Here is a 25,274-nt window from a genome sequence, read left to right as displayed (position 1 = left end):
GTCCCGCTCTTGTGCTAGCTTGGCCGGTATACGCCATGGATGCCCAGCTCCCCCTCGATCACGAGGCTGCCTGCACACCGGACGTGACTGCTTCTTTCCGGGCGTACCCTGCGCTGCTGGGCCACTGAAGTCGATTGCCAAGAGAGAAGCATGCCCAGAGCGATGCGTCCTGCCGCGACTTTTGGGCGCTTGTTCGCCCTGCTCGCCGTCAATCGGGGCGCCTTGGCCGGGGCTGCCGCGTTGCAGTTGGGGCAAGCGCTAACGTATATGCCGTTCGCCGCGGGCGTGACCTGGTTCGTGGATCATGTTCTGGGTCGCGCACGAGCGCTTGGACACAAGCAGGTCCTGCTGTGGATGGCGGTTTACGTGGCGGGCAACGTGGCGTTGTGGTTCGTGCATGCCGCCTTCACGCTTGCCGCCTTCGCGTCGAGCCAACGCTTGTCGCGCTCCGCAACGGCACGACTGCGGTGCCAAGTGGTCGAGCAGCTGCAGCGCCTGTCGCTCACCTTCTTTGCCCGCAAAGGGCCAGGTGCCCTGTCGAATCAGCTTACCGTCGACAGCAACCGGGTGGAATCCTTCTTTTCATTCGTTACAGGCAATCTGTTCTCCAACGTTGTCTTGGGTGTGGCCACCACCCTCTACCTTTTGTGGCTAAACCCCCTTTTGGCCGCCACCGCCACCGGTGTGTTGTCACTTCAGTTCGCCACGCTTTCTGCTTTGCAGGCACGCGTGAATAGGGCTCACGCTCATTTGCAGGTGCAGGGAGAGGACTTCGCCTCGGCGATGTCGGAGTTCTTGATGTCGATCAAGCCGGCGCGAAGCTTGGGGTACGACTCAGCGGCCGCCGCTTCCCTGACCACGCGCATTCACTCGATGCGTGAGGCTGGGTTGGGTGCCAGCATCGCCTCCACGCGTATGGCTCTGCGTCTTCAGATGGTGCAGCAGTTGGCGCCTCCCGTGCTTTGGTGTGTCGGCGGCTGGTTGTTCGTGACCGGTAGGTCAACCTTGGGGGAACTCGTGGGCTTCATGGCACTCACGGGTTTCGTGCAATCAGGAATGCAAGCCTTTACGAACGGCTTTGAGCAATGGTTGGCTGCACGCCCTGGCTTCGAGGCGCTTCTGCACCTCTTGGACGCTCAAGAGGTCGAAGATTTCGTTGACGCGAAGACCGACAAGCGCCCGCGGGGTGAGGTGGTGTTCGATGATGTCACGTTCGAGGTGACCGTGGAGGGAAAGCCACGTGCGCTCTTGCAAAACGTATCGTTCACGATCGCACCAGGCGAAACAGTGGGCATCGTGGGGCCGAGCGGCGCGGGCAAGAGCACCTTGCTTGATTTGTTGGTCGCCTTCCACCGCCCGACCTCGGGGCGCATCTTGTACGATGGCGTCGATGTGGCCGAACTGGGTCGCAAGACGATTCGTCAATGCACGGCACTTCTCGGGCAAGAGCCCTTTCTTTGGAACGCGAGCCTGGGCGACAACATCCGGGTGGGACGCCCGGACGCTTCGATGAGTGAGATTGAAGCGGCTGCGCGCCGTGCAGGGCTTTCGGCGTTGTTGGATGGTCGCCCCGAAGGCCTCGACGCCCCCGTGGGCGAACGGGGCACGTTGCTGAGTGGCGGGGAACGTCAACGTGTGGCGTTGGCACGCCTTTTTTTGCGTGATCCTGTGTTCGTGGTCCTCGACGAACCTACGAGCGCGCTCGACAACCAAACGGAAGCCACCCTGGTCCCTGAAATCACGGCCTTGTGCCGAGGTCGCACCGCTTTCATCGTCGCCCACCGCCTGCATACGCTGGCGCAAGTCGATAGAGTGCTGCGTCTTGAAGGCGGGCGATTGGTTGACGGCGGCCAAGCCAGACCGGGGCCACTTGAAGGAGGGGGGCACTCAAGCCATTGAGACTGATTGACCCTAGCGGCGGTTAGGGTCGGTTAGGGTCACCATGGTGGCTAGTGAGGGTCTCAGGGGGCTGAAGCGTCTCCAGGAAGGCTAGGTACGTTGGCTACCCCCTCGAACATAACTGGGCAGATTTCGAAAAGTCGCTTGCACGACTCCGGTTGGTCAGGGGACGGCGTTGTTGGGGCGTATTAAGTTTGATACATTTAGTTGGATGTGGCCCTTCGCGGAAACAGTTTTGCTGTGGCGACTTCATCGCGGACTGACACAGGTTGACCTGGCCAAAGCCGCAGGCATCTCCCGCCCGAACCTTTGCGCCATCGAAAACGGTGTACGCGAAGTCACGCTCCCCACCTTGCGCGCCCTGGCATGTGCGCTTGACATAACGCCGGGTGTGCTTGCGGATGGTCGCTCCCCCTACGGCGAGCCCTTGTCGATGTCTCGCGACGAGATGGAGCGCGTGGCGCGCGCCGCTGCGCTGGGGCTGCAAGAGCCGAAGTGGGCGCAACTCGTCGCCTGCCTGCGTACCCTCACCGTGTCCCGCCGAGCTCTCAATGGTGGCAGAAAGGACAAACCTGAAAGTCGCCGGGCCACGCTGCAGGCGCACCTGATGCTCAAGGCCATGGTGAGCGCTGACACCCTACAAAGTTTGCTATCGCGCCTCAGCGCCTACGCAGGGCAAACGTGAAGCCAAAGCAAATAGAACACTTTTTCAAGGTCCTATCAGACCAACTGCAGGCGCCAGCCACCGTCTACCTTACTGGAGCATGTGCGGCGGCCTTGTGGGGGGGCGTTCGTCCCAGTCAAGGCATCGACTTTGGGTTGCGCTTGCCCGCCCGATCGAGGGTCACTTGGGACCACGTCCATGCGTGCGTACAGAAAGCGTCACACCTCACAGGCATCGCGGCGAGTGTGGCCGAAGACATAGACCGTTGGGGAATGATCACGCTGCTTGACTACCAGAAGCGTTCACAAAGGCACTCTCGAATCGGACGATTGGACCTGCGTCTTCTCAGTCCCGCCCACTGGGCCATCGGCAAGCTCACAAGGTACATTGAATCGGACGTATCGGATCTGGTCACTGTGTTCCGGCGACAGCAGCTGCAACCCCTGCCCGCTGTTCGGCTTTGGGGACGCGCGTTGCGCGCCAGTCCGCCTTCGAGCAGCCAGTTTCAATTTCGATGTCACGTAGAATCGTTTCTTTCGCTCCATGGCAAGGCGGCTTGGGGCCACAAGTTTGATGCGGTCGCTGCCGTTCATGCCTTCCACCTGGCGGCCCGCATCCCGATCGGCGCTTGAAGTTCAGCCCCGCCCCAGACGAGGGGCAGTCGGCACGAGGCGCAGCGTGCACATCCGCTAGCGCGAGGGCCACGGATCGGCGAACGCCGGGTTGGTCAAAAAGCCTTCGTCCGTCACATGGCGGAGGAAGACCTCCAGGGCCCAAAGCTCGCGCGCGGAGAGGATTCGGGGCGCAAGGCGCGGATCCCGCAACGGGTTCATGCGGCCGTCGCCTGCGCGGGGCCCTTCGGGCACCCAGCGGCCTCCGTCGAGATGAATCTGAATGGCTTGCCGAAGCGACGACGTGGAGCCGTCGTGGAAATAGGGGCCGGTGACGGCCACGTTGCGGAGGGTGGGCACACGAAAGCGTCCCATGTCGCTGGCCACGCCCGTGGCCTCCACGAGCCCCTGGTTTCCTGCGGGATAGGCGCCCGCGCCATCCAGGTCGTAAAGCCCCACGTTGAAATAGCCGGGCGGGTCCGTGACCTGGGTGCTGGTACGGTCGAGATCGGGGCCATTGTGACACTGGCCGCAGCCCCCTCGCGGACCAAAGAAGACAGCCATGCCTTCACGGGCCACCTCCGAAAGCGCACCCGGCTGGCCGCGCCGAAACCGATCGAAGGGCGAATCGTCACTGACGAGCGTGCGCTCGAACGCTGCAATCGCCTGCGCAGCGCGCTCGAGGCTGATGAGGCCGGGCCCGAAAGGCGCCGGCTCGGGAAAGGCCGCCGCGAAAAGCGTCTGGTAGGTGGGCTCGTTCGCGAGGCGGGACAGCAGCTCGTTTTCGAGGCCGTCCATCCCCATCTCGACGGGCGCGGTCCCGAGCAGGGGCACCAAGAGCTGCGCTTCGAGAGACGTGGGCGTTGGGTGTCGCCAGTTGAGGAGCGGCCGGTGCACCACGTTCGTGAGCGTCGGTGCGTTGCGGGGGTGCACCTGCAAGGTGGCGCCAATCGAACGCGCAAAACCATCGGTGAAGCCCTTTTTCTGCTCGTGGCAGGTGGCACAGGCGCGCGCCTCGTTGACGGACAAGCGTCGATCGTGGAAGAGGTGCCGGCCGAGCTCAACAAGGGCGGGTGGCGAGGCAGAGCCGTCGAACGTCGTCTCGATGAAGCCCGGGATCTCGACCGTGCCCTCCTCGGGGGCGCAGCCGGAAGCCAGGATCACGGCCACGAGGAGCGCGAACCGCGCACGACTCTTCGTGCTCACGGGGCGTCTTCGGCGCTCTGCCCGCCCTCTTTTTGCGACGACACGCTGTTCTTCTCGTCCCGCATCGCCATGAACATGACTTCACGCGGGCCCTCAGCGGAAAATCGCACGAACGCCGGACTCCAGTGCTCGAAATAGACCCGGTAATCCGTGATGCCGAGCCCCTTGCACGCGCCGCTTTCGAGGGGCCCGTCGGACTTCGGCTCCATCTTGGCGTTTTGGATCTCGTACGGGGACTCGCTTTCGGCAAAGAACACGATCGTGGCGTCCCAGTGGTCCTCGTCGAGCCCGAGCCAACCGGCCTTGCCCTCCGGCAAACGGACGAGGTAGGAGGTGGCGCTATCCAGCTTGATCTTCGCCTGGGTGCTTTCGACCTGGCTCTGGTCCGCCACGGCGTTGACCTCCACCAGGGAAACACCACTCGGCATGGCCCCCCCGACGGCCTTGCAGCCGAGCTTGGCCAACGCGTCGTTGGGCCCGAGGGCATTCGGCAACGGTGCGGCACCCTGGCCGCCGGAAGAGGGCGCAGGGCTTCCTGCTTGGCCGCCCAGGGGCGCGGGGCCTCCTGCTTGGCCGCCCAGGGGCGGATTCGAGCCACCTTGGCCGCCAGGGGCCCCCGAGCGATCGTCGTCCTCTGTGACGTCTTCTTCACCTGCGTCGCTGGTGCAGGCGGCCAGGAAACTGGGCGCAACCCAGAGGGCGAGGGCGATGACGCCGAAGCGACTCGATGTGTGCGTGGGCCGAAACTTCATGATTTCCTCCTCGTCAGTGAACCACCGGGCGCGAACTCCCCAGTATCGCCCCGCCCCTCCCGCATGGGAAGACGACGGGCCCAATTTTGTTGACGCGTATCAACAAGAAAGGCTGAGCGGCCTCGTGCCAACTTCAGGGTTTGTCTCGCACCTCGCGATCCTTTCAGAAGATCGCTTGCTCGGGGCATGGAGCGGGCGTTTGGCGCTCGTCGTCACGCACACCAAAGAATGTCCGCAACTGTCGGCGCTGGGTGCCGAAGAGGCCTTGAACCCCAGCCGAGCCCCAGTGGGCCTCGCGCGGGAGGGGGGAGTTTTCGCAGGAGTTGACGATGATGAAGGCGACGCGTTCGGAGGAACAGGTCACGTGGGCGAGGGCGCAGGGGCGCGCCCAGGGGCTGGCAGAGGGGCGAGCCGAGGGGGTGATGGCGCTGGGAACCTGTGTGTTCGAGCTTTTGCTGGCAAGAGGCTTCAGCGTTTCGGCGGAGGCCTTACAGCAGATCGAAACCTGCTGCGATCTCTCTCGCCTCCGCCGCCTGGCGGTGGCCGTCGCCACGGCAAGCTCTGCTCAAGAGGCGCTAGGTTGGGGATGGGTGGCAGGGAGACCTGCACAACCGCAAAGTGGTCGTGGCGATGGGTAGCCGCATGCCCACGCGCTGGCGCTTCTTGAACCTTTGAGTCTCGTGACTTGCGACGCCTCCATGACGGCTTACGACGTCGCGGTTGCGTGGGCCTAAACTCCTTTTTGGAACACCAAGATGCCCACGTTCACGGAACGTGTGCTCTCCTTGATGCGGGATGACCCGTCGGTGAACTTGGGGGTGGCACCGACTCCGGGCGGCCTCTCGGTGGGGCTCTCCGGGCGGTTCTGAGCCGAGACATGGACCAGCTCCTGAAATCTTGACGCGACCCCAAGTCGCAAAGCTCCCGTTCACTAAATTTGACCCGAACTGCTCCAGGGCTGCAACCGGGTGAGCATGAGACCGAAAAAGTGCATGTGGCCTGGCATGGGATTTCCGTTAGGCCTCATCGGACTATGCCTCGCTCCCGTCTGCGTCGTTCCCATCGGCTGTGGCGGCGAGGCCGAGCCGCGCCCTGGCTTTGGCGGGCAAGCGGGGGGTGGTGCGGGGCAGATGGCAGGGGCGGGTGGGGCACCTCGCGCAGGGGACGGACCCGCACAGGGGGGAGCCGGAGGCCGTCAATCACCGACCGCGGGCGCAGCGGGGAGCGGGCCGCCGCAGGGGGGCGTCGGTGGCAGTGAGGTCCCTGTGGGGAGCGGTGGTGCCCCGAACGTCGCAGGCGGCACAGGGGGTACCCACAGCCAAGGCGGTGCAGGGGGTGACACAATGGGAACCGGGGGGCAGTCTGGGGACGAGCGGCGCTTTGCCGCCGGCACTCAACTGTCGCAGTTGCGGCTTACGGTTCCGGGCTTGGAGTCTGAACCGTTCTTCGTCATTGACATGGACGAGGATTCCCGATCGCAGCAGGTATTTGGCGCGTACGATGAACGTTTCGCAACCCCGGTCGAGCCCAATGCGGACAGCATTTTTGCACGCAGAATACGCTTGGATGTCTTTCGCGTCGATGGGTGCGACGGGCAACCCGTAGCCTTTGCGCCCACGCTCTATCCCACCGCTCCTTTTGTATCGCTGTGGCGGAGTCGTCTTGCGGGCAGGCACTACCGGACCATGGCACTTGCGCCCGGTTCGTCCTCGTTTCACCCCGACACGGGTGACCTTTTCAACTCGATGTGTGCCACACAAAACCTTCCCTCCGATGAAAAGGCGGTGATGTTGGTGGGAGACCCCATCGACGATGAATTGGTCAAGGAGACAGGCTCGGTCCTCGTTCCTCTGACCGATCGCGTGTCGGTCGAGGCCGTCACGGGGAGCGACGGTTTTGTCGGTCTTGGGCGGGACGACCTCGGATTTCGGGACCGCCATAGGGGGAACCGTTGCCGCTGGTGGCGCCCCAACAAGAACACCCAAACCGTGTACTGCGTGCCAAATCAGCTATACGGAGATGTCTATCTCGACAGTGGGTGCACGCAGGTCGACCCCACCTACGGCGATGCGCCGACGTCCAGCGACGGCATTGTTCGCAGGCAATATGCAAGCATCGTGCGCCCGGTGGTGGCGATTGCACCGCCGTCGATCGGCACCCGCTACGAACTGTCGGGCAGTTCTTGCCGAGAATATGGACGGAAAAACTTGGTCGAACTTGGTGAGGTCATTCCACTCATGGATCTTCCTCATGAAGAGCTCACCACCGTCACGGCAGGCTCGATGAGGCTTCACCGATTCAGGCTGGCGGGAATCGATTTTGCGGTTCTCGTGGAACACAAGCCCGCTCGCAGCAATTTCTTCTTCGACTGCGAGATTCGACCCTACGGCGTCGGAGTCGACGATTTTTACTTTGCGTGCGATCCTGCCGTGATTCCGGCAGTCCCACACACAGCATGGCCGAAGTTTGGCCTGCATCGCGGCGCGTTGGCCGGGAATTGATTCGAGCGTGTCCGGTTTCATTGCGCCTCTCGTGATTGCGGCCTTGGTGTCGGCACAGGCCCCTACCGCGGGAGTGACTCCAAAGGCTGCTGCTGCCCTCAAACTCATGCGGCCCTACGCCGTACTCGCCGCGGATGGGCCAAAGCACCTGTCCTTCTCGGCCGACGACGAAGGCCCTCTTGCGCTGGACGTGGTTGCTCTCACGCCGGAGGAGACGGTCACGCTGATTGCCGGCCTCGAGACTTCGTGGAATGGTTACCAATTGGGCCCCTCTCTCGATGTTTGGTTTACGGACGGCGTATCCACGATGCCCGTTCCCCCCGTCGATTCTGCGGAGGCCCACACAGTGGATTTCGGCCCTTTGGTCGGGGAACGCCGGGGAACGTTCGTCGTTCGCCTTCGGGCCCGTAACGGCTCTACGAGCACCGCATCTGCCTATGGCATCTACCAGGTTACGGATATTGGTGTCGTCACTGCCAAGTCGCGTGGCGACAGGCTCGTATGGGCAACGCACATCAGTGCCAAGGGTCCGGCGGCGAATGCCAGGGTTTACTCCGCGCAGTCCCGCGCGCCGAGCCACCGTGGAACGCTGGGGTATGTCGGAAGAACAGATGACCACGGGCTTATCCTTTCCTCGCAGCCGTGTTGGGGGCGCGGCTCATCTTCCGTCATTGTGGTCGAGCGGACGGAGACGGAGGGCCAAGGCGACTGGGCCTTCGTCGACGAGCGCCACGAACGAGACCTTCACCTGCATTCGCCCTGCCGGTCGCAAGGCCAAAGCTTGGGTTGCGCGTTGTACTGGGGGAGTCTCGCAACGAACCGTAGCGCCTACCGGCCGGGGGAGTCGATCGATATCGTCGGATGGATAGATGAGCGATCGCGAGCTCCATTGCACGACGGCTCCACTTTGTCTTCCAGGGTCAAGGTCCGCATCGTGCTGGAGAATCCGCGTCGCATGCTGAAAGGGCAGCCGAAGGCACTCGCCTCCGTCTCCGTCAAGATGGGTCCTGTGGGAACCTTCGTGAGCAAACTGGACTTGCCGGCCGTTCTGCCGCACGGCGACTACAACTTGAAACTCTTCATCGAGAACGAACCCGAAGAGAGAGAGCTCTCGACCGTTCGCCTCTCCGTCCATTCCTTCCCGACCAAGGACAGATTTGCACGACTAAGAGCGTCTCGTCCTTCATTTGTGAAGGGGCAGACCATAGCGCTGCAGCTCGAGACACGGAATGCACAAGGGTCACGCTCGCCGTATCTGCTTGCCAAGTACGAGCTCGATTGTTTCCCACAGCAATGGTCGGAAGACATCGTCGCCGTGCCACTTTCCTTCTCGTACGATTCTTCATCGTCGATGACGGGACGATTCGAAAAGGATGAACCTGCTCTGTCGGCAGGAGAGGGCACTTTAAAGGTGAGCCCACCCGACGTGTCAGACATGGCCCCGAGCCGTTGCCGCTTTGAAGGCAAGTTCTTTCCAGGCGGCGAGCCCGCCCTCGAGTCCCAAGCCGCCTTCGACGTGATCCCAAAGCGAGGTTTGGTCGTTCATGAGCCCACCTTGGACAACAGTGGACGGAGCTGGCTGCGCCTCCAGAGGGTTGGAAGTGAGAGAATAGCCCCCGACGAACATTGGACTGTCTCACTCAATGAACGCTCGTGCGGTGCTGACGGATGCCGTCAAGGACGACTCGTCAAGTCGATTGCCTTCCCTGCAAGAACCGAACAGATCGTCGTTGCCCTTGGTCATCTGCCCGCCGCTGGCTACCGGATGTTCGCACGAACCCATGTCGCGCCGGGCGTTACACATGGCCCCTGGGTGATTCGTATTCCGAAACCGCAGCAATCATCTCCTTCTATTTCGATCGAGGAGACAAAAAGTGGACGATTCGTCATGAAACCGGCCCGCCTGACTGGTCCTGCCATCGTGGCACTTGCCTCAGCTGGCCTTCGTGCAGCTTTTCCAGCGCCCACAAACGAGGCGATCGCGCTGCCCATCGAGAGCGATTGGGCAAAGCCCATCGGTGTCATCCGTCTCATGGTCGGATCTGCAGACGCCCACCTCGAAATCGAAAGCATGCGGGTCAGCCCGAAAAAGTCGTCCCTCGACGTCCACATCACCCCCGTCAAAACTGCGAGCACAAAAGGAAGAGACGCGAGCAACACGATCAAAGCCGGGTCCACGGGAGGGTCCCCTGCCCTCGAGATTCGTGCAGTTTATGGTGGAAAACCCGTGTCTCAAGGCTTTGTGACCGCGTGGCTCGTCGACCAAGACACGGTCGATGCTTCGGGTTGGACTCACACTTCGGCACCGTGGGATTCGGCGCGAAGCTTCGACACCGTAACCGACCTATTTCAATGGATGGCGCCCAAGCGGGGGCAGACTGTTGGTGGTTCTGTCGGGTGCGGCTTGCAAGCGACCTCGGGCTTTGCCGTGAAGTCACTGCCACCGGATGGAGACCTCGATTTCCGGCTCACTCACGACGCCAAGCTGGATCGCCAAGGGCGTCTCAAGATTGAACTCCCGGCGACGCCGGTCGCCCGGAACTACAGACTTTACGTCTTGGTGACCGCACCTGAAAGAACCAAAGAAGGCCCATGGCGACGGGGTGTCGCCAGTGTCCCTCTGCCGGTCCATCTCCCCGTTGATTAATCCACCCCCCGGCAGTGGCGCGGACTGTGGCGACACCCGTCGAGGAGCCGGCAGCCATATCAGACCCGGTGGCAAATCCCGGACAAGGCCCCGCGGGGGCTTCGTGGGGTGTCCGGTCTGACGGCCTGGGTGCCCCGTGCGTGCTGCATCGTGCCTGTAGCACTTGCTGCCGCGACCGGCGGCGTCTGTCCCCCCCGGCGGGGCCCGTTGCGATAGTTGCCAGAGGATCTCGATGGTCGCACACTAGGTACGTGGAAGCAGGCGATCATACGGTGGCGCGGGACTGCAACGCGATTGCTCGCGCTTTGTCTGGACACCCCGATGTGGACGCCGCGCTTTTGTTCGGGTCCCGCGCGACGGGACAAAGCAAGCCTCACAGTGATTTCGACATTGCGGTTCTTCTCAACGCTTCGCCGAATGCGCTCGAGCGCAAGGAAGTCGTAAGAACGTTGCTCGGTGCTTTGGCACGCGAGTTCAGCGCCGAACGGTTGGACCTCGTCATCTTGAACGATGCGCCCACCCTGCTTGCGTTCAACGTTCTAAGGGACGGCGTGGTGGCGTTCGAGCGTCGAGAAGAGCCCTTGCATCGCTTTCGCGTCCGAACGTACTCCGCCCACGCGGATTATGAGCCGACGGAGCGTTTTTTTCGGATGGTGACGAAGGCTCGCCTCCAGGCTGGGGTGGCACGTGGTTGATGCCAATGTGTTGCGCCGTCGCCTGGACAGCCTGCTGCAGTATCTCGACCGATTGGCCCGGTTCCGAGACACCGATCGTGAGGAGTTCAAGGCCAATGCTGATGTACATCACTTGGCTGAGCGCTATTTGCACCTTGCTGTAGAATCGGCACTCGACATCGCCAATCACGTGATCGCCGATCGCAATTGGGAGGCACCTGCGACGTATCGTGATGCCTTCTCCATTCTCGGACGCAACGGCTTTCTCGATGAACGATTGGCGTCGCGTCTACAACAATGGGCGGGCTTTCGCAATGTGCTTGTCCACGCCTACCTCGACACCGACCACGGGATTGCGTGGGACGCCATTCAAACGGATCCCGGTGAGTTAAGAGCGCTTGCAGAGCGGGCCGCGACACTACTCTGAGTGGTCCGACGGTCGGCGAATCGGTGAGACGGGGCTGGGGAGGTCAGATGATTTAAGGTACGCCTAAGGATCGGCACGGCGCGGCAGCGGCTAGCATGGGTTCCATGACGACGACACGGCACGTATTGCGCTGGGACCAGGGGCGGCTGGCACTTTCTTGTTTGGCTTTGTGGGCCGTGGGCGCGCCTGGGTGCGCGGAGCCCGTCGAGGCACTGCCCCCGGTGCCATTCGAAGAAGCAGACGGCCGCGATGCCGCGCCCGCCGACACGGGAGAGCCTGTCTGCCGAAGGTTCATTCTGCGTGACCAGGGGTTGGTGCACGAAGAGCCCGTGGAGCTTGGACCGGGTTGTTCTTGCCCCAACGCCGTGGCCTTCGACGCCCCCGCCGATCTGGACGTGCAGACATGCCACTTGGTGAACGGAAAGCTCGTCATTCCGCCTTCCTTCCGGGAGGTCTTGAAGGTGCGCGTTCGTCGGGACGACGGTCTTGGCTATGAGATCGCGACGGCCCCGGATGGACGTTTCGACGTTGCGCTCGCCCATGGCACTTACGCGGTCTCCGTGGATGGTTTTGCCCTGCCCAACCTCGTCGTTCCGGGGAACACCCACTGGCAGGGTGAGTACCCCCTCGTGCCCTTTGCCGTTCGTACTCGTGTCAACGGCAGTGCGGAGGTGATCGGAGGCCCATGTGAAACGGCAGATACGGGGGGCCCGCATCTCAAGCTTGGGTTCTTTCCGAAGCGTGACAATGCTTCCGTGCGCGTGCGCTGGGGGCAGGAGGTCGCGGACGGTCTCATGCACCTCCTTCCAGGAAGGTACGCCGTGTGGATTGGCGCCAACGGGTACGCATCACGCTTTGTGGCGGCCTGTGACGGCGCCGCGATTCCCTCGGGTGAGTTCCAGCTGGGCGACCTTGAGGTGAGCCCCGATCGGGCAGCGTCGACTCTCGAGGTTGCCTTGTCCGTGATAAGAGCCGCCATCACGGACCCCAAGTCTTGGGGTCCAAGCCAACCCCCGTCGCCATCCGCGCAGGCCCTCGTGAGGCTCTTCGCCGACGCCGATCAGAGCCAGCCCTTTTGGCTGCCGTGGACCGACGGTGCCGTCACCGTCCCTTCGTTCTCCGGATGCTACGGGATCGTTGCCGACGGAACGGCGCCTTACAGCACGGACTGGCACCCCCCCTGGGGAGACCCGGAGAGCTTCGTGCGGAAGGTCTGCATCGACGCCCACGGGGTGGCCACGCTACACAACCCCACCGAGGGAGGCGCGCTGGGAATCGGCGCCGGGCAGGTGTCGCTTCGCTGGTTGCCCTGACCGGCCCGGGGCCCCCGGGTGGGCGCCCACGGTGATAGCCCATCGAATGGCACCGAATCAGACCACGGCGTTGGCAGCTCTCAGGAAGTATACTTGCGCGATGCCCTCGGCTGTAAAGCAGCGTTTACAGGAGTATTTTCTGCGCCATGGCGATGGCATCGCCGCCGTTTACCTGTTCGGCAGTCGGGCCACGGGCAAAGCCCGGGCCAAGAGCGACGTCGACGTTGCTGTGCTGTTTCAAGCTGACCCTGAACGAACTCTTGCGGGTCTACACCTCGACCTTGCTGCCGAGCTTGAACACGCGCTATCGCTGCCCGTCGATCTCGTGGTTTTGAATCGGGCGCCCGTGGATCTGATCCACCGCGTGCTGCGGGACGGGTCTCTGGTGGCCGAAAGGGACAAGTCCGCTCGCATTGCGTTCGAGGTCAAGGCGCGCAACGAGTACTTCGACCTGCTGCCATACTTGCAGCAGTACCGTCGCGGACGAAGCGACTCCCCATGACCGACGCCCCCCTCGTTGCCAAAAAGCTGGCGTTCATTGACACATGCCAGAACCACCTGGGAGATCTAGATCGCGTCGTGGCCGCAGTACGGACGAAGTTGAAGGTTGCCGATTCGACCGGCTAGCCGGATACCTCTCCTTCGCTTTTGACGAATAGTCTTCACCTTCAGATGCCGATGGCGATGCCCAAAGGGAAGCGGCGTGGATGCGGGAGCGAACAGCCGGTCCGTCGCCTTCGGCGACCTGCAATCGGTGGGCACGAGCAACATGCGAAAGCCGGTCGATGGTCGTTGCGGGTGGGGCTGTCCCGACTTTCGTTGGCGTTCCTGCTTGGCATCGCCAGCACGTCAGCACATGCCAATACGGCTCCAGAGGGAGGCTTATCCCAAGTCTTCCAATCGGAAGATCAGCCTTCCGAGTCCTTGATCTACACGCTTCGGCTCGAAGCGACCGTTCCCGTCGAGATTGAAAATAGCCTTTACGCTGCCCAGTTTCCCAACGGGGATTTCGCCGTCTGTGGTTCAGGCGCCGAACGAAATGAGCCCAACCGCGTCGTGGAAGTATATCTCTGTCGCCTGTGGAGCGTTCAGAATCGAACTTGGCAGGTTTTGCCGCCGATTCCCGAAGAACTTGTGCTCAAGCGTCTTTTCGTTTCTCGAGCAGGCGCGCTGCGCGCTCGTGGAAGCGTGCGCTCGATGCAGATGGCGCAGACAGCCTGGGAGCTGGATTCGCATGCACACCGATGGTTTCAAAGTGCGGTTCTGGACGGCGAAAGTGTAGCGTCGTTTGTGCCCGATATAACGAACTCTCGACGTCTTCGCGCCTTCTCGTATTTCGCTGAAAGCGGCGCAGTGCTCATTGATCGAGGTCTCTTGCGGGTGGTGCCGGTCCAAGGCGGTGCGTCGGCCTGCGATGGTCAGATTTCGCTCCTTCGGATGGGCGCGGGGCTTTCGCCAAGAGGACTTCGGTCCATACAAACACTTCTGCCAGTACAGCCGTGTCGCCAAGCGATCGAAAAAGAAGCCCCCGGGCTTGCCGAAGAATTTGCGGCCGCTTTAAACAATGCCGATTCGCCGGACGTTAGAGAAACCGCGCTTATCATGGGCTGCAGGTTGCGACTGCCGATGGCCTTGTCTCTGGCCGTGCAGATGACCGAGCCGCAAGGGCAAGACAGGGCGGAATGCGTTTCAGGATGGCTCGATACGAATGATCGCCAGTCGCTGGTCAGATTCTTCGAGCATCGACATGAATCTCCACGGCTCGTCTACGGCTCTCTTGTTTCAGTCGTCCAACAGCAATCCTCAGAGGATCAACCGTTGGTTCAAACCTTCCTTCGGCCCTTTGTGGGGGAGCTGCCACTGGAACACTACCGGCCCGCTCGTTTTCTGGCCGAAAGCACATGTGATCTATTTCCGCAAGATCCAGGCTGCGAGAGGCTTGAACGATTCAAGGATGCTCAACGCTCTCACGAAGCACTAAAGCGCGACGAAAGAACAAGTCATTCCAAGGAACAGCAGAGCATGAATGTGCGACTGCTCCTCGCGACTCCTCAGGTCATGAATATCGTATTGGCAGTATGGTCCCAAGATCGGGAAGAAGGCCGATTCGCGGTCACGGCAGCCGGCAGCTTGTCCGGAGCGCTCGCGCTCGGCTGGCTTGCAAAAACCATCTTCTATAAGAACCGTAACGACTTGGGAGGCGCGGTGGTGGCGGTCATGGCCGCCGTGCCCGGCGCAATCATTGGCGGCCTGGCAAGTCACGCGCTCGCGAAAACGCCCGGAGAAAGTCGTGCGCTTTGGGGCGTGGTCATGTCAACTCCGACTTTGGTCTGGACGTTTTCTTACTGACTGGCTTTCTACACACCGACATTCAGCCGTCGTGGCTGGCGCCCATCGGGGCCTGGATCTATCACCGGGCCCGCATGCGACGGCCGTTGGCGCGACATGATGGCACCATGTCCGCGATTCGTGCGCACCCGGCCTCCGTCTTGATCGACACAGCCACGCAGATGTGTCCCGCACTCGACATCCACATCTACAATCGCGGCGTCATGCCCCTCCTGAACGTGTTCCATTCTCTTGTCGGTACGAGGCCCGACATCAGCCGGCCTTTCATGGACGCTCTGCAGGTGCGGGGCATGGGGCTCGCCCCGGGGATGGGGACATGGCACAGCAAGGACGGCACGCCCTGGTCGGATTACCTCGCAGAGCTCAACCACGCGGCCGGTGTGCTCGTGAAGCCTTATGCGCTACGCCCGTGCGGCGCTTTTCGACAGCCCGGGGGGGCATCCGCTCACGGCTCCTCGAGCGTGACGAGGATGTTCGGATCTTCAACTGCGTTCGGCACACCGGCAAAGCCCGCCTTGAAGACCCAGCGGGCGGGCAAGCGGGCCGATGCCCGCGGGGTCCAACGAATCCGGTAGTCGCGGGCGCAGTCGACATCTGGAACGCAGTCCTCGAAGACTCCCGTCGAAACAACCTCCACGGTTCCTTCCGCGCTCCTTCCGTCGAGTAACGCGTTTTTGCCGTCGATGAGCTCGAGTTGCCACTCGCTGTTCTGGGGGGACTGCAGGCTCACCGCGACTCGGCTCACAGTTGGTCCTCTCGTTCGGAACATGAGGACAGCAAGAGCAATGAACATGCCTGAGCTGCCCGCCATCGTTTGCCGCGATAGGGGGCGGAAAGGGACGGGTCCATGACAGCCGTGTCGTGACCACGTCGTGGCCGCAGGTTCCTGACGTACGAAAAAGCAAAGCCTCGCCCCGTGAGATCCGGGACGAGGCTTTGCTTCGCGCCACGGCTGCTTAGAGCAGGCCGCGGTTGTGGTTGAGGGCGAAGCCCCCTGCGCGCACTCCGGACTTGGTCTTGACGTTCTTCATGGTTCAATCCTTGGTTTGGTTGGTTCTGCCTGGCCGGACGCCAAGCAGCCCAATTAGACCAGTTTTTAGCCCTTATTCGCAAGTCGAGATTGTGGCGCTCGTCAGGGACTTGACGCCTCTCGTGTTGCCATCCTGTAAAGGCCCCGGCTTGATGCCCCAACGCGAAGGCGTTCGGAGCCCGCGGAGCAGCCCGCCCAAAGCCAGCCAGGCAGCGGCCTCACCCCATTTTGGGGAGGGCAGAGGCCGGCAAGCCTTCCAGTTCGGAAAGCCTCATCGCAGCCTCGGGACCGACCACGCCCCCCGCGCTCACCCGAAAACGCTTCTCAACGCTCGTCAGACACTCGTTGATGCAGTGACGCAGGTTCGCTTCGTCCTTGATCTCCTGGAAGGCGAGCGCCGCGGTGGCCCACACGAAGACCTCGTCCGACGAAAAGTCGGAGGCCGTCAGTCTATCCACGCTTTCGAGCATTTCCTGGGCGGCGCTCGCGGCCTCCGCCTGTGAGCCCGAGCTCAGCAGGAGGCGCACGCGCACCGCGCGCGCCACTGAGACCAAAGGCGAGGACGGGGCAACGCTTGCTTCCGCTCGTAGGCACGACTCTTCAGCGCGGGCGAAATCGTTCAAGGCGAGCCTTGCACGAGCGGCAGTACACCAAGCGAACGGCTCGAGCCGCTGGTGACCATGACGGGCGCACAGCTGAGCGCACTGTTCTGCCACCGAGGCCGCTTCCTCGAAGTGTCCGGCCTCGAGCAGGAGGTGCGCGAGGTTTGCGCTTGCTGAGTTCACGGTCAAGGGACCAGAATGCCTCGAGGCTTCACGAACGACGTCACGGCTCAGCTTGACTGCCTCCTCGAGAGCGCCGAACACGCCCATGGCGACCGCCGCATTTTCGCGGTTGATCAGCGATTCCTGCATGTTTCCCGCAGTGGCGAAATCATCTGCGGCGCACCGTGCGAGTTCGGACGATGTTTCCCACTGTGACCTCAATGCGGCGGCCCAGGAAAGAACGTTGAGGGCGGCAGCCCGGCAGGCGGGAGCCGCCTGATCACGCTGGAGTCTCGCAAGGTCCTCAATCCACCCCCACCGCTTCGCGTCGGACGAAGAGAAAAGGTAAGTGCCAGCCCGGAAAAGAGCTGAGTTGTGTCGCGAAGGGTCCAGGGTGCTTTCGGGCATGGTGCGGAGCCGCTCGAACCACTGGCGGAAGTCGTCTTCGCGATCGCCGCGCCCCTTCTCGAAAACAAGGCATCCAAGGCTCACCACCAGCTCGCCCACGGCCTCAAGACGTGCAACGCCTGTCAGCAAGCCCTCCGCGTCTCGTGCGGCTCCTTCCGCCCGTTCCGCGTTCCCCAGCCAATAACTCACGCGGGCTTCGAGCAGTCTGAGCTGGCCCAGCGCTTCGCCTTCGAGCTGGCAAACGAGCGCCTTGTCCACGGCCTCGAGGGCGCCCGGCAATTCGCCTGCGCCCAGCGCCTGTTCACCCGCCAGGCGGTACCAGGGCCCTGCCCGCCTCGGGGAGCTGGGCGCGCGCGAAGTGTTCGGCGATGTTCGCCGCCGCTTCGTCCCCCTGGCGCTCCAGGAACTCGGCCGCCAGGCGGTGCCCCAGCCGCCGATCTTCCTCGGTGACCGTGTCGTAGATCGCCTCGCGGACCAGGCCGTGCCGAAAGCCGTAGTCACGGGTCGGCCCCCTGGACCCGGCGGTACACGAGCTCGCGATCTGAAAGGTGCTCGAGCCAGTGCTCGACGTCGTTCAGGCTCTCGCTGCCCAGCAGGGCCGCCACCGCGCTTCGCCGAAACGATTGCCCGTAGATGCTCGCTGCTCGCAACACCCGTTTGGCGTTTTCGCCGTAGAGATCCAGGCGATCTTGAATCAACGCCAGGATCGAAAACGGTGCCGCTCCGTCCGTGACATCGAGTCCGCGCTCGGCGTGCGCGCGCACCAGCTCTTCCACGAAGAAGGGGTTGCCGTCGCTCCGCTCCGCCAGCTGCTCGCACAGATCCGGGCTGGCGCCCGGGTACGCCGCCGCCACCAGCTTGCGGGTCATCTTCGGTGTCAACGGCGACAAGGCCACGTGTTCCACCGCCCTGTCCGCCCACAGCCCCGGGAACCGTTGCTTGAGCTCCGGCCGCGAAAATCCCACCACCATGAGCGGCTTGTCGTGAAACAGCCGCAACGCCGCGTCCACCAGGTGAAAGCTGGCGGCGTCGCCCCAGTGCAGATCTTCCAGCACAAGCAGCACCGGCTGAGCCGCCAATTCGGCCTCCATCCAGTCGAGCCAGGCCGCGCGGGTCTGGTCGCTCATCGCCCGCGGATCCTGCCGCGCCGACGCGAGCAGGGGGAAGTCTTCGTCTGGGTAGTGCACCCCCGCGATCTCGCCCAGGAACGCCACCACCCGGCGCCGCGCCTCCGGTTCCTTGAACCGGCGGCCCACGTATTGCGAAAAGCGGTTGCGGGACACCTCGACCGCCTCGTGACCGCTCAGGTCCGCCGCCCCCCGCAGCGCCGCACCCAAGAGTGCCCACGCCACGTTCGCCCGGAACGATTCCGCGCGCGCCGTCAGTATCACGAAGGGCAACTGCAGCCCATAGATGCGCTCGAGCGCCTCGAAACGCACGCGGGATTTGCCCACGCCCGCCACGCCCGTCAGAATCTGGACCCGCGCCTGCTGATCCGAAACCACCTGCTGAAACAGGCTCTGGATGCTCGTGATCTCGCGCTCGCGCCCGAGGCACGGCACAGGGCGGCCCATCAACGTACGAGGGGGATCCTTGAGCCCCTTCTCGAACATCAGGCGTCGGTCTTCCCCGTGTTCGCCCGTGACCTTCTGGATCTCGAAGCGCGTCGTCAGCAGCTCCGCCGTCAAGGGATCCAGGCGTATCGTGCCGGCGGGGGCGCCCGGCAGCAGCGCGCCCGCGCGCTCGAGCACGTGCGCAATGGGCAGATCCGCCTCGCCCGGCTTGGCCCGGCCCGAAGCCACCGCCAACACCGCCACGGGCAGCATGCGCCGCATCTCCAGCGCACAGCGGGCCATGTCCACCACCTGATCCAGCGAGGCCGGCCCCTCCGGCCGCGCGATCGCCAGCCCGCCGTTGGCGAAGGGTTCCACGTGAACGCCAAAGGGCGCCAGGTTGGCCACGATTTTGGCCAGGATGACCTCGTCGAAGAGCTCCGGCAGCGTCTCGGCATTCAGGGCCGGGCGATCGGTGGGAGTGCTCTGCCCCGGGGGCGGTACGGGCGTTTCGACCGATTTTCGCCACAGCCGGCGAACGGCCGTCAGCGACACGGGCGTGAGGCCTGGACCTGCCGCGAGCGGAGGGGACGTCACGGCGCCGGATGGGCTGGGCTTGGGCCCCTTGCGTGGCAGCTCGACCACCAGCGCGGCCAGCAGCCTGCTTTCGTCGGGCGTGACCTTGACCAGCGCTTCTTCGTCGGTGGCCGTACGCGTGGTGCGTGGCCCGAACCGAAGGTCGTCGGCATGCTTGAGCAAGAGCCGCGACAGCGCCGAGCTATCGCCCGGGCGGTTTTCACGGTCCTTTTCGAGCATGCGCGCCAGCAGCGCTTCCACGTCCTCGGACGCTTCAGGCAGACGCGTGCGTAAGAGGGGCGCTGCCTCCAAACAGATCTTTGCAAGCACAGCCGCGGGCGTTTCGGCGATGAAAGGCGGCTCGCCGGTCAAGGCCTCGAAGAGCACGCAGCCCAAAGAGAACACGTCCGCTCGGGCGTCCACGTCGGAAAGACCCCGCGCCTGCTCGGGCGCCATGTACATCGGCGTGCCCACCGTGGCCCCCACGCGCGTGAGGCGCCGGCCGTCGAAGAGCCGCCGCGCGATCCCGAAGTCGAGCAGCTTCGCCTGTGTCAGTTTGCCTTGGGGCAAATAGATGTTTGCAGGCTTGAGATCCCGGTGCACCATGCCCCGCCGGTGCGCGGTGGCCAGCGCATCCATGATCCGCGACACCATCTCCAGTCCGTCTGCCAGCGGCACGCGCCCTGCCAGGAGCGCCTCTTCGAGGTTTTTCCCCTCGAGCCACTCCATGGCCAAGAAGTGCTCGCCTCCTGGGGTCAGTCCGTGCTGCACGTAGCGCACGATCGCCGGATGCGACAGTTCCGACAGCATGGCCGCCTCTTCCTCGAAGCGCTCCGCGTTCGGCCCTTGGCGTTCGTAGAGCACCTTCAGGGCGACGTATTCGCCCGTTTGCAAGTCGCGCGCACGGTACACCGCCCCCATGCCGCCGTGACCAACCTCTTGTTCGGTCTCGAAGCGGCCCCCGTAGCGTTTCCCGTCGAACGAGGCCAATTGCACGATTTCGAGCGTATCATCGGCAGGGCTCCAAGGTGGCTTTAGGGCCTACACACTGCATTCGTCCATGCGGGGGCTGGCTCTGCTCGCATCGTGCGCACCAACCGGCAGGGTCAAGTGTCCTCGGTTGTATGAAACCCGAACTTTCGCACTCGATGCACCGCGGCGCGTCGCGCTGGGCCGTGATCTCCTTGTTGCTCGTGAGCTGGGCTCCGGCATGCGGACCCGCAGGCCAAGTCGCCGATCGCGCCCCAACCAGGGGCGAAGCGACCCAACCGACGCCTGCCCTCCTCGAGGGCGTTGCCCCTTCGAGGCTCGCCGAGCTGAACGTCTCCAAGGCGGTCCCTCTGGCCCTCGCTCCTTCCGCTTTGACGCATGACCGCATCACCCGGATCAAGGACGGCGTGACACAGGTTCACATCGAGGTGGTTCGCAAAAAGGGGCTCGTGTCTGCACGAAGCTGCCTCGATGGACTCTCCATGGATGTTGACTACGAGGCAGGCTTGTACGCCGTCGGTTGGGTGGCTGAGTCGGGAATCACTTCGCTTAGCAAAACCCCCTGTTTGGCCAGTGTGCGTGTCGTTTCGCAGGCGCAGACATTTGGGATCCAAACGCCCCGATCTGCCTATCCGGGTACGCCCACGGGTCGCATCACGAACCAGGCCTTGATTGCGCAAAGCATCGATACCGTACGCGAGCGCTACAAGCTGGATGGCAGTGGTGTCGAGGTTTGCATCATCTCCTCCTCGTTCGACCTCCTTGGCGGCATGGAAGCCGCCGTGGCGTCTGGGGAACTACCCGGGCCTGGGAATCCGAACTATCCCCAACCCGTGAACATCGCCCTCGAGGGTGTAAGAGGCCTTTTTCCGGGCGTTAGCATCGACGAAGGCCGCGCGATGGCTGAGCTCATCCACGACATCGCGCCGGGCGCACGCCTCTCCTTCGCCGGGATCACCGCTGGTGACTCACGCCTCACGATCGTGAGAGCCCTCGAGGCGCTCCGAGCCAGTGCCAAATGTGACGTCATCGTCGACGACATCGCCCAACTCGACATCTCTGCCGTTTATCAGGACGACCTTGCCACACGTGCCATCGAGGACGCTGCAAGAGCCGGCATCCTCTACGTCACCGCAGCTGGCAACTCCGGGCTGGGCGGTGGAGAACCGGGCGTCGCCGCCCAGTACCTCGAGTCGGCGTTTCGTCCGGTACCTCTGTTTGGTGGTTTGTTCCACGATTTCGACCCGGACCCCAATTCCGTGGCTCCTCTCGTGCCGCTCACTCCCGGCGAGGTTCCGGCGCGGGCGTCCCAAGATCCACGGTTCGTGCGCGCATGGTTGCAGTGGGACGCACCCTGGGGGTCCTTGTGCGTAGAGTGTCGCGACCGCGATAGCCGACTTCAGATGGTCGTGTTTCGCCTGACTTCCGACAATGAGCTTTCGATCTACCGATTCAGCGGAGAATTGACCTCACAGGATCCTGTCGCGGGGCTCCTCGAGACTTTGCCCAACGACGGAGCCGAGTACCTGCTTGGCATCTTTGCACGCAACGACGAGGAGCGCTTGCCCGAGCGCCTTTGGCTATCGTACTACAGCCCTGGGCTCAGGTTGCCTGGTGTCTCATTCGACGCTCCGACCATCTGGTCAAAAGGCAATGCCTCGTCGGCAATCACGGTTGGCTCGTCGTCATGGTTCAACACCCCCAGGGGGGCAAAGCTGTGGAACGAGACCTTCGCCGGACGACCCGTTGGCAACGTCTTCGTGGAATCAGCGGTGGTTCCGGAACGCCCCGTCTTGAGCTACCTCGGCGCTCCGAGCTATCTCACCCGGAACATGGACGCCAGTCTGATCGCGACACCCTCTTCCTACGGGGGCGGTGCCATCTACTACGATCTGTTGGGAAACCGACTGCCTCAACCAGATGTACGAAATAAGCCTGATCTCGTCGGAGCCGACGGCGTTCAGACAACCTTCTTTGCGTTGCGCGTTCGGGATCTGGACGATGCGTACTTCTTCTTCGGGACCTCCTCTGCTGCGCCGAACGTGGGCGCCGTCGTGGCACTCATGCTTCAGGCCTCGAATGGGACCCTCAGTTTAGACCAGGCCAAAAGGATCCTCACTGAGACCGCGATTGACATGGACGATCCTTTCGACCGAGGGTTCCAGGGTACCATCGCCGATCCAGCCTTCTCTGCGGGGTTCGACTTTGGATCTGGGCATGGGTTCGTCGATCCCGTGGCCGCCATCGAGAAGGTCGTCGCGATGCAAGAGCGTCAGCCGGTCACACTTGAGCCGGTATGCGAAAACCAGGACGGAACTCACGTTTGGCAAGTCTCGAACGAAAACGGTTTCGCCGTGCCCCTGACCTTCTACAGCACGAGCTCCATCATGTTTCCCTTCGAGCACCCCTCACGCAACGAAGGCCCAACTTGGCTCGTGCCGCCCGGAATCTCCACCATCGCCACGACACCTGTGACGTCAAGCGAACGTCTGCTCGTGCTGGGCGAGGGAATCTACGGCAGCTACAGGAAACGCGGTGGATGGTCCCCCTGCACGGCCGGGGGACATGGCCGGGCTTTGATCCTGAACGAAAAGGCGTGGACATACGATTTGCGGTCCTCCACGTCTTCGGCCCGACGTGGTCCCGCACCGTAGCCTGGGGCGAGGAGATGTCGGGCTCCGTCTGTCGCCATGTTGTTGCCTAGGAAACCATGATGTGCTATCCGTTGTCCGGTATTCTTTGGGCTCAAGGCGAGCCCGCCGCACCAGGAAAAGCAACCGGGACATGAACGAGCAACTGACCGCAACTGCCAAGAGATGCCTGGAGGCCGCGTACGCAGGCACCATGGACTTCCCCTCCATCGTCCGTGCGCTGATTGAAGCGGGGTTCGAGGGCTATGACGTCGACTACCGGCGCGGCACGTCCGCGTACTTCCTGGCCACCGGCGAGAGCGTGCAGCTTCCTCTGCCAAAATCAGACGCGAAAGTGGCGCCGGAATTCCGTGGCCATGACGTCGAAAGCGCCGTGCGCGATGCGCAGAACAAGGCTCCTGGCTACACGTATGCTGGCTTCTGCGCGAAGGTGAAAGCCGCGGGGTGCGCTGGCTACATGGTGTCCTTCCTTGGAAAACGGGTCGTTTACTTCGGGCGCACGGCAGAGACGCATGTCGAACACTTCCCGCAATAAACCGCACACGCGCAGCCACAAGCCGGGCAAGGAACGCGACGTGGCAAAGAGACCGCAGGCTCGGGCTAAGGTGAGTGAGCTCGAGGTGCATCTCGGATACTGGCTCCGCGCCGTGTCGAACCATGTGTCCCACGCCTTCAAAGCGAAGGTGGAGGCACGCGGAGTGACCGTCGCCGAGTGGGTCGTGCTGCGCGCTCTGTTCGAGGGGGACGGAATCAATCCGAGCGAGCTCGCGACGACGCTCGGGCTGACCCGTGGGGCCATCTCGAAGCTGGTGGCCCGTCTTGTGGCCAAGGACCTCGTGTCGGTCCGGGACGACCTGCGCGATGGACGGGCCCAGCTCGTCAGCCTGAAGGCGTTCGGGCGGCGTCTCGTTCCGAAGCTCGCGGCGCTGGCCGACAAGAACGATGCGGAGTCTTTCGCGCACCTCTCAAAGGAGGAACGGGCCTCGCTGCTCGCGACGCTCATGAGGGTTGCCAAGCACCTCGAGCTCCGGGGCGCGCCGATCGACTGAATGGGTGCGTTGCTGCCCGTATTGCGCCCGGCACGGCAACGCGTTTAACCTGGGCACCATGAACACGCGAAACATTCTTCACGCTGCGTTGGCGGTAGTCATGGTGGGGGCGACCTTTGATTCCACGGCGCAGGCGGAGCCTGCCGCCGCCACATGCAAAGCCTACAACGGCACGTGTTGTGACCCTGCCATTGCGGCCCACCTGTCCAAAGACGCTGTGTTCTCGTCCTGTGGAAAGAGCGAGGCGCAATACCTGGGTGAACAGGGCGGCAAGGACACCTGCAGGTACTTCTTCAAGATCGCCAATGAGAAGGAGGACACCACGTTCGTTCAGGTATACGTGCCGCAACAGAAGGACCCTGGCACGGAGCCCACCGATCCCTTCTTCAATTGGACCCGGGTAGGTAAAGCCTATGTCACGAAAAAAGCCAAGTCGCCCAAGGCGGCGCCTATGTTGCAGAACATGACGGGCATCTGGTATCCGGGTAAAGACTACGTGGTCAACATCAACGCCTCCATGAAGGTGTGCTCGAGGGCGCAGTCGCTCAAACTGGCCACCAAGGTGAAGTGACCCGGCCTGAAGCGGGGACGGTTGCCGGCAACACGCCTCTTCAAGCGATCATTCAATGAGGACACGGTTGGCGCGGGTGCGTCCGAAGACGCCGGGGGACTCGCGATCTTCGACCGTGGCTTCGGGCCAAAGGAAATCCCCTGGCGTCAACGTGTCGGCGGTGTACACGAACTCATGTGTGCCCGGGTCCAATCGTCGCGCGAATGCCGTCATGGCCCCCTTGACTTGAGTCACGAAATCCGCGAACGGGGCTTTGACGCCTCCCTTTCCCGCAAAGGTCTGGCCTCCCAACCCAGCGTTCACCGGCGCCATACCCGCAGGAAACGGGCTATTGATCAGGACGTCGAAAGAGGGGGTGTGGCATTCGAAGCGCAGGGTGATGATCACCCGGGTTCCCGCCGGAACGCGCCACGTGCCGTCGTTTAGTTGCTCGAAGGCAAAACCTGAAGGCCCCGCGATGGATCTTTGCACGCGTATACCCGAGAACTGGTCCCGCGCCGCGGGGCCCCGTCTGTAGGACAGGGTCAGTGCGTGCGACCACGGCGCTATCCCCTTGGGAGTCATCTGCAACGATTCCAGTGCGTGCCGTTGAACCCGCGGGCCCTGGCGCCGGTTCACCTCTACCAAAAGGGGGCTTTC

At 63.0% G+C, this 25,274-nt stretch carries 20 protein-coding genes; 14 read left to right on the top strand and 6 right to left on the bottom strand.

Annotation, left to right across the window (positions count from 1 at the left end; translation table 11 throughout):
- Window positions 1-162 precede the first annotated feature (162 nt).
- Together KA712_12775 and KA712_12770 are read left to right on the top strand one after the other, a co-directional pair.
- Window positions 163-1,899, top strand: a complete 1,737-nt coding sequence (locus KA712_12775; protein ID MCG5053830.1) for an ABC transporter ATP-binding protein/permease — start codon at window positions 163-165, stop codon at window positions 1,897-1,899.
- A gap of 211 nt (window positions 1,900-2,110) precedes the next feature.
- A complete protein-coding gene (locus KA712_12770; GenBank protein MCG5053829.1) occupies window positions 2,111-2,584 on the top strand; it encodes a helix-turn-helix domain-containing protein in 474 nt (157 codons plus the stop codon).
- A gap of 668 nt (window positions 2,585-3,252) precedes the next feature.
- Here KA712_12770 and KA712_12765 read toward each other — a convergent pair.
- Together KA712_12765 and KA712_12760 are read right to left on the bottom strand one after the other, a co-directional pair.
- Window positions 3,253-4,380, bottom strand: a complete 1,128-nt coding sequence (locus tag KA712_12765; GenBank protein MCG5053828.1) for a di-heme enzyme — start codon at window positions 4,378-4,380, stop codon at window positions 3,253-3,255.
- Entirely contained in the window at window positions 4,377-5,132 is a 756-nt protein-coding gene (locus KA712_12760) for a hypothetical protein (protein MCG5053827.1), read from the bottom strand. The genes KA712_12765 and KA712_12760 overlap by 4 nt, the downstream gene beginning before the upstream one ends.
- Before the next feature lie 329 nt (window positions 5,133-5,461).
- Here KA712_12760 and KA712_12755 point away from each other — a divergent pair, with 329 nt between their 5' ends.
- The 8 genes from KA712_12755 (at window position 5,462) to KA712_12720 (ending at window position 15,043) form a co-directional block, all read left to right on the top strand.
- Entirely contained in the window at window positions 5,462-5,770 is a 309-nt protein-coding gene (locus tag KA712_12755) for a hypothetical protein (protein ID MCG5053826.1), read from the top strand.
- 705 nt (window positions 5,771-6,475) lie between these two features.
- Window positions 6,476-7,633, top strand: a complete 1,158-nt coding sequence (locus KA712_12750; GenBank protein ID MCG5053825.1) for a hypothetical protein — start codon at window positions 6,476-6,478, stop codon at window positions 7,631-7,633.
- A 7-nt stretch (window positions 7,634-7,640) separates the two neighbouring features.
- Window positions 7,641-10,280, top strand: a complete 2,640-nt coding sequence (locus KA712_12745) for a hypothetical protein (GenBank protein ID MCG5053824.1) — start codon at window positions 7,641-7,643, stop codon at window positions 10,278-10,280.
- Between the two features lie 251 nt (window positions 10,281-10,531).
- Window positions 10,532-10,975, top strand: a complete 444-nt coding sequence (locus KA712_12740) for a nucleotidyltransferase domain-containing protein (protein ID MCG5053823.1) — start codon at window positions 10,532-10,534, stop codon at window positions 10,973-10,975.
- Window positions 10,968-11,381: a DUF86 domain-containing protein gene (locus KA712_12735; protein ID MCG5053822.1), complete on the top strand. Its 414-nt coding sequence runs from the start codon at window positions 10,968-10,970 to the stop codon at window positions 11,379-11,381. The genes KA712_12740 and KA712_12735 overlap by 8 nt, the downstream gene beginning before the upstream one ends.
- Before the next feature lie 104 nt (window positions 11,382-11,485).
- Window positions 11,486-12,694 (top strand): hypothetical protein, encoded by a 1,209-nt coding sequence (locus KA712_12730; protein MCG5053821.1) that lies wholly within the window; start codon window positions 11,486-11,488, stop codon window positions 12,692-12,694.
- Between the two features lie 100 nt (window positions 12,695-12,794).
- A complete protein-coding gene (locus KA712_12725; GenBank protein ID MCG5053820.1) occupies window positions 12,795-13,196 on the top strand; it encodes a nucleotidyltransferase domain-containing protein in 402 nt (133 codons plus the stop codon).
- A gap of 422 nt (window positions 13,197-13,618) precedes the next feature.
- The gene (locus tag KA712_12720; protein MCG5053819.1) at window positions 13,619-15,043 is read left to right on the top strand and encodes a hypothetical protein; all 1,425 of its coding nucleotides are present in this window, start codon (window positions 13,619-13,621) and stop codon (window positions 15,041-15,043) included.
- 445 nt (window positions 15,044-15,488) lie between these two features.
- On the opposite strand, the gene KA712_12715 is transcribed toward KA712_12720, so the two are convergent.
- The 3 genes from KA712_12715 to KA712_12705 all read right to left on the bottom strand — a co-directional run bounded on the left by KA712_12715 (window position 15,489) and on the right by KA712_12705 (window position 20,370).
- Window positions 15,489-15,788 (bottom strand): hypothetical protein, encoded by a 300-nt coding sequence (locus KA712_12715; protein MCG5053818.1) that lies wholly within the window; start codon window positions 15,786-15,788, stop codon window positions 15,489-15,491.
- Between the two features lie 503 nt (window positions 15,789-16,291).
- Window positions 16,292-17,524 (bottom strand): hypothetical protein, encoded by a 1,233-nt coding sequence (locus KA712_12710; GenBank protein ID MCG5053817.1) that lies wholly within the window; start codon window positions 17,522-17,524, stop codon window positions 16,292-16,294.
- Window positions 17,525-17,742: 218 nt separating this feature from the next.
- The gene (locus KA712_12705) at window positions 17,743-20,370 is read right to left on the bottom strand and encodes a protein kinase (protein ID MCG5053816.1); all 2,628 of its coding nucleotides are present in this window, start codon (window positions 20,368-20,370) and stop codon (window positions 17,743-17,745) included.
- A gap of 128 nt (window positions 20,371-20,498) precedes the next feature.
- Here KA712_12705 and KA712_12700 point away from each other — a divergent pair, with 128 nt between their 5' ends.
- The 4 genes from KA712_12700 to KA712_12685 all read left to right on the top strand — a co-directional run bounded on the left by KA712_12700 (window position 20,499) and on the right by KA712_12685 (window position 24,635).
- Window positions 20,499-23,018, top strand: a complete 2,520-nt coding sequence (locus KA712_12700; protein MCG5053815.1) for a S8 family serine peptidase — start codon at window positions 20,499-20,501, stop codon at window positions 23,016-23,018.
- A gap of 130 nt (window positions 23,019-23,148) precedes the next feature.
- On the top strand, window positions 23,149-23,550 hold the full coding sequence (locus KA712_12695) for a DUF1398 family protein (GenBank protein ID MCG5053814.1): 402 nt from the start codon (window positions 23,149-23,151) through the stop codon (window positions 23,548-23,550).
- Between the two features lie 40 nt (window positions 23,551-23,590).
- On the top strand, window positions 23,591-24,064 hold the full coding sequence (locus KA712_12690; GenBank protein ID MCG5053813.1) for a MarR family transcriptional regulator: 474 nt from the start codon (window positions 23,591-23,593) through the stop codon (window positions 24,062-24,064).
- Between the two features lie 58 nt (window positions 24,065-24,122).
- Window positions 24,123-24,635 carry a hypothetical protein gene (locus KA712_12685; GenBank protein ID MCG5053812.1) on the top strand — a complete coding sequence of 171 codons (513 nt, stop codon included), beginning with the start codon at window positions 24,123-24,125 and terminating at the stop codon, window positions 24,633-24,635.
- Between the two features lie 48 nt (window positions 24,636-24,683).
- Here the strand turns inward: KA712_12685 and KA712_12680 are convergent, their stop codons facing one another.
- Window positions 24,684-25,199 carry a hypothetical protein gene (locus KA712_12680; protein ID MCG5053811.1) on the bottom strand — a complete coding sequence of 172 codons (516 nt, stop codon included), beginning with the start codon at window positions 25,197-25,199 and terminating at the stop codon, window positions 24,684-24,686.
- Between the last annotated feature and the right edge of the window lie 75 nt (window positions 25,200-25,274).

Source organism: Myxococcales bacterium (assembly GCA_022184915.1).
Taxonomy (GTDB): Bacteria; Myxococcota_A; Polyangia; order Fen-1088; family Fen-1088; genus JAGTJU01.
The sequence above is the reverse complement of the archived record's forward strand: the minus strand, read 5'-3'. Positions and strand labels throughout refer to the sequence as shown.

Excerpts from the sequence above, each read along its gene's own strand:
- KA712_12775 (MCG5053830.1), top strand. The coding sequence starts at position 163 with ATGCGTCCTGCCGCGACTTTTGGGCGCTTGTTCGCCCTGCTCGCCGTC.
- KA712_12770 (MCG5053829.1), top strand. The coding sequence starts at position 2,111 with ATGTGGCCCTTCGCGGAAACAGTTTTGCTGTGGCGACTTCATCGCGGA.
- KA712_12760 (MCG5053827.1), bottom strand. The coding sequence starts at position 5,132 with ATGAAGTTTCGGCCCACGCACACATCGAGTCGCTTCGGCGTCATCGCC.
- KA712_12755 (MCG5053826.1), top strand. The coding sequence starts at position 5,462 with ATGATGAAGGCGACGCGTTCGGAGGAACAGGTCACGTGGGCGAGGGCG.
- KA712_12750 (MCG5053825.1), top strand. The coding sequence starts at position 6,476 with ATGGGAACCGGGGGGCAGTCTGGGGACGAGCGGCGCTTTGCCGCCGGC.
- KA712_12730 (MCG5053821.1), top strand. The coding sequence starts at position 11,486 with ATGACGACGACACGGCACGTATTGCGCTGGGACCAGGGGCGGCTGGCA.
- KA712_12725 (MCG5053820.1), top strand. The coding sequence starts at position 12,795 with ATGCCCTCGGCTGTAAAGCAGCGTTTACAGGAGTATTTTCTGCGCCAT.
- KA712_12700 (MCG5053815.1), top strand. The coding sequence starts at position 20,499 with ATGAAACCCGAACTTTCGCACTCGATGCACCGCGGCGCGTCGCGCTGG.
- KA712_12695 (MCG5053814.1), top strand. The coding sequence starts at position 23,149 with ATGAACGAGCAACTGACCGCAACTGCCAAGAGATGCCTGGAGGCCGCG.
- KA712_12685 (MCG5053812.1), top strand. The coding sequence starts at position 24,123 with ATGAACACGCGAAACATTCTTCACGCTGCGTTGGCGGTAGTCATGGTG.
- KA712_12680 (MCG5053811.1), bottom strand. The coding sequence starts at position 25,199 with ATGACTCCCAAGGGGATAGCGCCGTGGTCGCACGCACTGACCCTGTCC.